This is a genomic window from Corynebacterium sp. Marseille-P8863 (assembly GCF_946902955.1).
In the GTDB taxonomy this organism is placed as follows: Bacteria; Actinomycetota; Actinomycetes; order Mycobacteriales; family Mycobacteriaceae; genus Corynebacterium; species Corynebacterium gottingense.
The window spans coordinates 1-6330 of sequence record NZ_CAMPQC010000028.1; the positions used below are offsets into that span (position 1 = coordinate 1).

Genomic DNA, 6330 nt, shown 5'->3' on the forward strand with positions numbered 1-6330 from the left:
AACCCCCACCAAACCCCCAGCGCACCGCCCCAATCCGTGTGATAATCCCCGTATGGTGAGCCGAGAGTACGAGTCTGTCCCCGGCGGCAAGTGGTGGCAGATGCAGGAGACTGCGGAGAGTAAGCGTCGTAACGCGGAGTGGGACAAGCAGCGCGCGTTCGAGCGTCAGTTCAGGGCGAAGGGTGCGCGTCGATTAGCGGTGCTGGTCGCGGTGGTGATCGGCCTGCTCCCGGCGATCTTCATGTTCGCCCTGTGGCGCGCGCCCGAGGCGCCGGACCCGGTGGAGACGGTCGCGGAGGCGCCGCCCGCCTTCGTGGACGACCCGGACGACCTGCTCTCCCCGGACGAGGAGCTGCGGCTGCTCGACGGTGCCGACGACCTCCCGCACCCGTCGACGGTGCAGCAGCTGCGCTTCATCGTGTTCGACGATTCGCTGGACAACGTGAACGATTCGGTGGAGAACTTCATGCGCGACACCTACCCGGACGAGATCGGCGACGACACGTTCGCGGACGGCGTCATCCTCGTCGGCGCGGCGATGAAGACGCGCCACCAGTTCATTTTCGCTGGTAAAGACGTCGCTAGCCAGCTCGCGCTCCGCAGCGGCAGCCACCTCGACCGCTCGCTCGCGGCGATGAAGGACGGCCTCGCCGCCGGCGACATCCCGCGCGGCCTCCTGGACGGCGCGCGCGTCGCGATGGACCCGGAAGAGGTCGCCAGCCGGAACGACTCCAGCTTCCTCGGCTACCTCACCGCCATCCCCACCGGCTTCGGCTTGTTCGCCGCGGCCCTCGCGGTCGGCTTCGTGCCGGTGAAGCGCATTGAGCGTCGCAAGCAGCGGATCGCCGAGGCCCGCCTCGATCGCCAGAAGCTTATCGACGCCCACTCGTCCCTCGCCCTCCGCCTCTCCGAACTCGACCTGCGCGCCCACTCCCTGTCCTCCCGCTTTGCCAACGGCGAGCTGCGCCAGGAGTGGGAGGAGGTCCGCGACCGGTTCCTCGCCATCGACGACGCGGTCGCGCACCTCCCCGTCGACACCGACAGCGACGCCCTGGCCAACTGGGAACAGCTCCATGACGCCGCCACCACCGTCAAGGACGTGGAGCGCGCAGAGGAGAACATCAACCTCCTGTTCCGCATGGAGCAGGGCGACGTCAATGTGCGCGCCGAGCGCCTGCGCGCCCTGCGCGCCGACGCCGTCGACGCCGGCAAGAAGGCGAAGGACTCCCACCTGAAGGCGGGGCTGCAGGACATCGTGAACCGTCTCGACGCGATAGCCACGGACCCGGCGAACCCCGCGTTCATGGACGCGTTCGTGCGCCTGCTCGCGGACTACCGCATCCTCATGGACGTGCTGCAGAAGCAGCAGTTCACCGCGCGCAAGGGCGTGAAGGATCCGCGCGCGCCGCACTTGTGGGAGCGGGACTACGCGTACCCGGGCGTGTACACCTACGCCACCCTCTCCCTGTGGGACAGCACGACCAACCGCCCGAGCTCCAGTTCCGGCGGGACGAACTCGGGGTTCAGCTCCGGCTTCTCCGGCTCGGGCGGCTCCAGCTCCTTCTAGGGGGCGCATGGCTCGGGCGGGGGCGATGTGCGCCGTTTGACGAGATCAGGATGACGAAGATACGGAATTTTTGTCGCATCTTCGTCAGGGTGATCTCGTCATCTGGGTGCCGGGGGCGATCACGAGGCCGATACTCGCCGCAATGCTCAACCCCCACCGATCCTCCCTACGGCAACGCAGAACCCCCTCGCACACTCGCGTTCTAAATGGGGGGGTGTTGAACGCTCTTCCGGCTTCGGGGGGGGTGAGCCGTGGGCGAAGGGGCCTGCTCACTGCAGTATGGCACGGATTGCCCAATACGTCTACCCCGGCAGCGCCTCATACGCACCAAATCAACAAAAACCCAGCTCAGAGCAACACAATTCGCACTACCCCCACCCGTTTCACCCGGCGCATCCCCCACGCCTGGCGTACTATGTCAGCGCACAGACAGTCCGCATGCACCTCATCCCCAGCCCCGAAATCCGAAGGCGCCATGACCCGCTCCACGCACGACACGCCCACGCAAAAGCAGCGCGACCAGCACACGTCCTCCCGCCGCGCCGAGGACCTCACGCCCGATGAGGCTAACGACGTCCAGACAAACCTGGCCTACGACTTGCAGGGCGCCAAGTTTGACCTGCCCGCGGACTTCGAGGCCACAAAGGACGAGCTCCCGGAGTGGCGCCTCGCGCACTTCGCGGTGATTGTCCCGCTTCCGGTGGGGGCCTTCGACGGCGCCGATTTCACCCGCTGGGCGCCGGGCCGTTTCCGTGGCATCAAGTCGATCCAGGTCCCCGCGTTCGACGAGGCGCGCGGCACGTACCGCAACCCGGAGACCATGGAGCGGGAGCGGAAGCTGGATCAGCCGGCCTGGAGGTATTCGCCGCGCGTCTTCCACCGCGGCGCGAACGTGCATTTCCGCCGGCCGCTCAATGAGTCGATGGGCGCGGACGCGCTGGACGCGAAGGGCGGGGCGTCGGAATTCGCACCCTCGCGCAATCGCCACGGCATGAGCGTCTCGGCTCGCCGCTTCCTGTTCCAGCCGGACATCACCCCGGAAAACGGCAAGGAGCCGCCAGCGGATCCGCGTCAGGCTCCCGTGGACTCGAGCTTTTCGCTTATCGACGCCACAAATCCCCTCGCCTCCGTCACCCTCACCTGCGCCGAGCTCCTGGACTACCAGGGCCCGGAGCTCAAGTACGCCGATACTGCCAATCAACCCGAGACGCCGGACACACCTGACACACCAGACACGGACTCGCGGGAGTTCCGCAACCAGTTCCTGGTGCTCCACGTGGTTGCGGAGCACTGCTCGGGTGACGCGCTCGAGGCGGTGTCGAAGTCGTTGCACCGCCCGCGCAGCAAGGTCAAAGTGGGGCGTCCCGGCGAGGAGCCGCGGACCAGGAACCTCCTCGAGGTGTGCTTCGAAATGGTCAACGAGGTCCTCGGCGGCGCACAGCTGCAGGTCAGCCGCGGTGGCACCGCCTACGTGAGGGGGGATCGTCGGCGCCCGCTGGCAACGCGCCCGTACACCACGATCACGGCGATCCCGGCGTGCGACGAGCCCGCGCTGCCCCGCCGCATGCGCAGCTCTCTCCGCGAGGGCTTAGGCACCTGGACGCGCCACGACGCGTGGGCGTGGTTCCTGGCCACACGCGCCGACGATTACAGCCCGGAGCTCACGGCGATGGACCAGGTCTCGCTGGACGCGTCGCGGGTGCAGCTGTTCCAGGATTGGACGGTGCATTCTGATGAGAACGGGCTGGCGGTGGTGCGCCGCTCGCCGATTGAGAACCGCAACAACAACTTCTGGATGCTCACCGGCACCCGCCTCGTCGACCTGGCCATCCTGGTCCGCCGGGCGGACAACTACCTGTCCGTGATGGCGAAGCAGATGCGTCGCATGTCCTTCGGCTCCGAGGAGTTGGAAGCGGTCCGCCGGAAGCCGGAGTGGGACGACGAGGACGTGGAGTTGGCGTCGAAAATCTTGCGCACCAGCTTGCGGGACTTTGAGGACATTCAGACGGAATTTGTTATCTTCCGCGACTACCTCTGGTACGAGTCGGTGAGCGGCCGGCCGGTGGATACGGCCGTGCTGCATCACATGCTCAAGGAGACCGGTACGCGCGACGATTTCCAAGAGGTTGCTTCGGAGCTTGAGCTGCGCAAGGACATTTACAAGACGCAGGGCGATGCGATCCGCGTGGCGCTGGATAACGTGAAGCGGCGCCGCGCGGAGCAGGCGCAGGATCGCCGCGAGCAGTTCAACATCAACCTGGCGATCGTCGGTACCGCCCTGGCCATCCCGGGCCTGATCGACCTGTGGCCGCGCGACGATTCCTCGTACGGCGCCTTTGTCATCTCGGTGATTCTGGTGCTTACCATCACGGCATTCCTGCTCAGCCCGAAGCTGCGCGGCGTTTTCCGCCCAAACCAGAACTCAGACTAGAACTCAAAGTATAACTCAAACTCAAACCATAAATCAGCAGCTCAAGGCGATAAACACCAATCCTGAATGCGACTTTGAGTTATAGTTCTGGGCATGACCCGCGCCAGCTATCTTGAGCCCGAAGTTGGCCAGTGCGGGAGTGCGTACCGCTGATTCTTCGCGTTCCAGTACTTCTCGGTAAACGTAATCTCACCAATTTCGGCCATTCGTTTGAGCGCCGGAGTCATTTGGCCATAGCTCATGCCAGTCTGCTCACCAATCTCCCGCTTGGTCAGGGGGTGACCCGCATTCTCCAGGACGTGCTGGATGAGCTGGATCTTCTCTTCCAGGCGGAGATATTTCCGATTTGGAACCGCGGGATTCGCAGCTTCCGGCCGCGTGGTGGCGCTGCCGTCCGCGTGGTTGCGTGCAAGGTCGTCTTCCGCGTCGTGCCGGAAGGAATACACGGTGCCACCGGCTTGTCCTCGAGTAGTGGCGAGGCCGTACTCCACGAGCTGTTGTAGCTCCGTCCGCGCACGAGTCGAGTCCATGGGGAACTCCTCGCGGTACGTAGCGTTGGTGAGCTCTTCGCCGTTGCGCATCCGTATCAGCGCGTGGCGTTGCGCGGTGGAGAAGATCTCGCCGCCTGGTAGGCGCGATGCCCACGCGACGTCGTCTTCGGAGAGCATCGTTGAGGATGTCAAGATCGCCTGGAATTCGATGACGCGGTCCTTGAAGTAGGGGGCGGGTAGGAAGGCGTCGTGAAGCGCCTCACGTACAGCGGGAATACCTGTTGCGCTTGCCTCAATGACGCGGTTGCCCCTCGACGTCTTCACCGCAGAACACATGCGGTACAACACGGGATTTCTGGCGCGGGGTCCGGTGTTGCCCAACTCGCGCTCGGTCAGCCCCCACAGCCCACCAGGGTTTACCACGATGAGTTTGTCCTGCTGCTTCACCACTTGGGTGTACGCGAGCAAGCTGGCGGGTGAGAGGTCGCGGTGGACGAGCGCGTTAGCAACGATCTCGCGGATGGCCAGGATCGGAATCTCCGGAACGTCTTTGCCGTGGCCGTCCGAGAACGTGATACTGGTTTGCAGGTGATCGGTCACCCAATCCACTACCGCCTCTAGCAGATCAGGGACGGGACCTGTGAACTCTTCCTTATCGCGCATGCGGACCGTTTTTGGATCGCCGGGGTTGCGCGTGACATGCGCTTTCACCGTGAGCGGCAAGAATTGCTGTGGGTGGACGCCCAGTGCGTAGACCGCTGCAACCGTTGGCTCACCCGTTTCCGGCGCGACGACATTGGTTTTGATGAGCTGCTCTTGCCTGGGTAAACGGGCGAGTCGCTTCGATTGGGAGAGTTCTCGCTCCAGATATTGTTGTAGAAGCTCCGGGTCCAGATCACGTTCTACGCTTGCGCCTTCGACGGGGGCGCGGTCGTGCTTGGGCACGCCCCGCTGCGAGACGAGGAAGAGTTCTTCGTTTGAGTCAAGCTCGTAATCGCCGTCGCCGCTACGGATGTAGGCCGGGCCCCCTCTACCAACTCGAAACGGCTTCCGGTCCGACGGTTGGGGCGGCACGACGCACTGGAGTACCGTTTTGCCTTCGATAGTCGCGGTTTCTATCGCTCCGAGTTGGAGGGGAGGCACGATTTTCTGTCGTGCCTTGTTTGCCAATTGGCTCTCCATGGTTTTGGGGTCAGCAATGCCGGTCACCGGGAAGGTGCCACCGTCCTCGGCCACGCCAAGCAGGATCACCCCGCCCTCCGGCATGTTCCCGAAAGCGGAGAGTGTCTCAGTAATGCTCTCCGGAAGACCGCCGGAGGCATCCTTGGCTTCGATCCGATAGGTATCGTTGCCAATGTCTCGCAGCTTTTCGAGGTATTCGCGAACGCTATTCTCACTCACCTTGCAAAGTATAACTCAAACCAGAACTCAAAGTATAACTCAAACACAAACCATAAAGAAGCAGCTCACAGCGATAAAGACCAATCCTGAATGCGACTTTGAGTTATGGCTTGAGTGCGATTGTTCGAAATCGAACTCAGAGTTCGAGCCCGCTTATCGACGCCCCCGCCACCCCACTCCAACACCACCCACACAGCACACCCCTCACAGCCAACTACCATGATCGGCATGACTCCCGCCGACGCCAGCACCGCAGCCAGCGCCACCCCCACCCCCCCCCCCCCCCTCTCTCTTTCACACACCTCCCTGCCCCCCACCCAAACGGGAACCTCGTAGACCGTGTTCTCCTTCTGCAAAAAAAGATTGAGAATCATTGCGTACTCGTCGTTGTGGCCTTCCCACGGCATGAAGGCGACGAGCAGGTTTCGGCGGTGCGCCAT

4 protein-coding genes are annotated in these 6330 nt (G+C 63.7%); 2 read left to right on the plus strand and 2 right to left on the minus strand.

Annotation, left to right across the window (positions count from 1 at the left end):
• Nucleotides 1-52: 52 nt before the first annotated feature.
• Both OVO38_RS12265 and OVO38_RS12270 read left to right on the plus strand, forming a co-directional pair.
• A complete protein-coding gene (locus OVO38_RS12265; protein ID WP_267208679.1) occupies nt 53-1567 on the plus strand; it encodes a DUF5129 domain-containing protein in 1515 nt (504 codons plus the stop codon).
• Between the two features lie 475 nt (nt 1568-2042).
• Nucleotides 2043-3998, plus strand: coding sequence for a hypothetical protein (locus OVO38_RS12270; RefSeq protein WP_267208680.1), 1956 nt, complete (start codon nt 2043-2045; stop codon nt 3996-3998).
• Between the two features lie 107 nt (nt 3999-4105).
• On the opposite strand, the gene OVO38_RS12275 is transcribed toward OVO38_RS12270, so the two are convergent.
• Together OVO38_RS12275 and OVO38_RS12280 are read right to left on the minus strand one after the other, a co-directional pair.
• Entirely contained in the window at nt 4106-5890 is a 1785-nt protein-coding gene (locus tag OVO38_RS12275) for an RNA-binding domain-containing protein (protein WP_267208681.1), read from the minus strand.
• 65 nt (nt 5891-5955) lie between these two features.
• Nucleotides 5956-6330: hypothetical protein (locus tag OVO38_RS12280; RefSeq protein WP_267208682.1), on the minus strand; the 375-nt coding region annotated here is incomplete at its 5' end.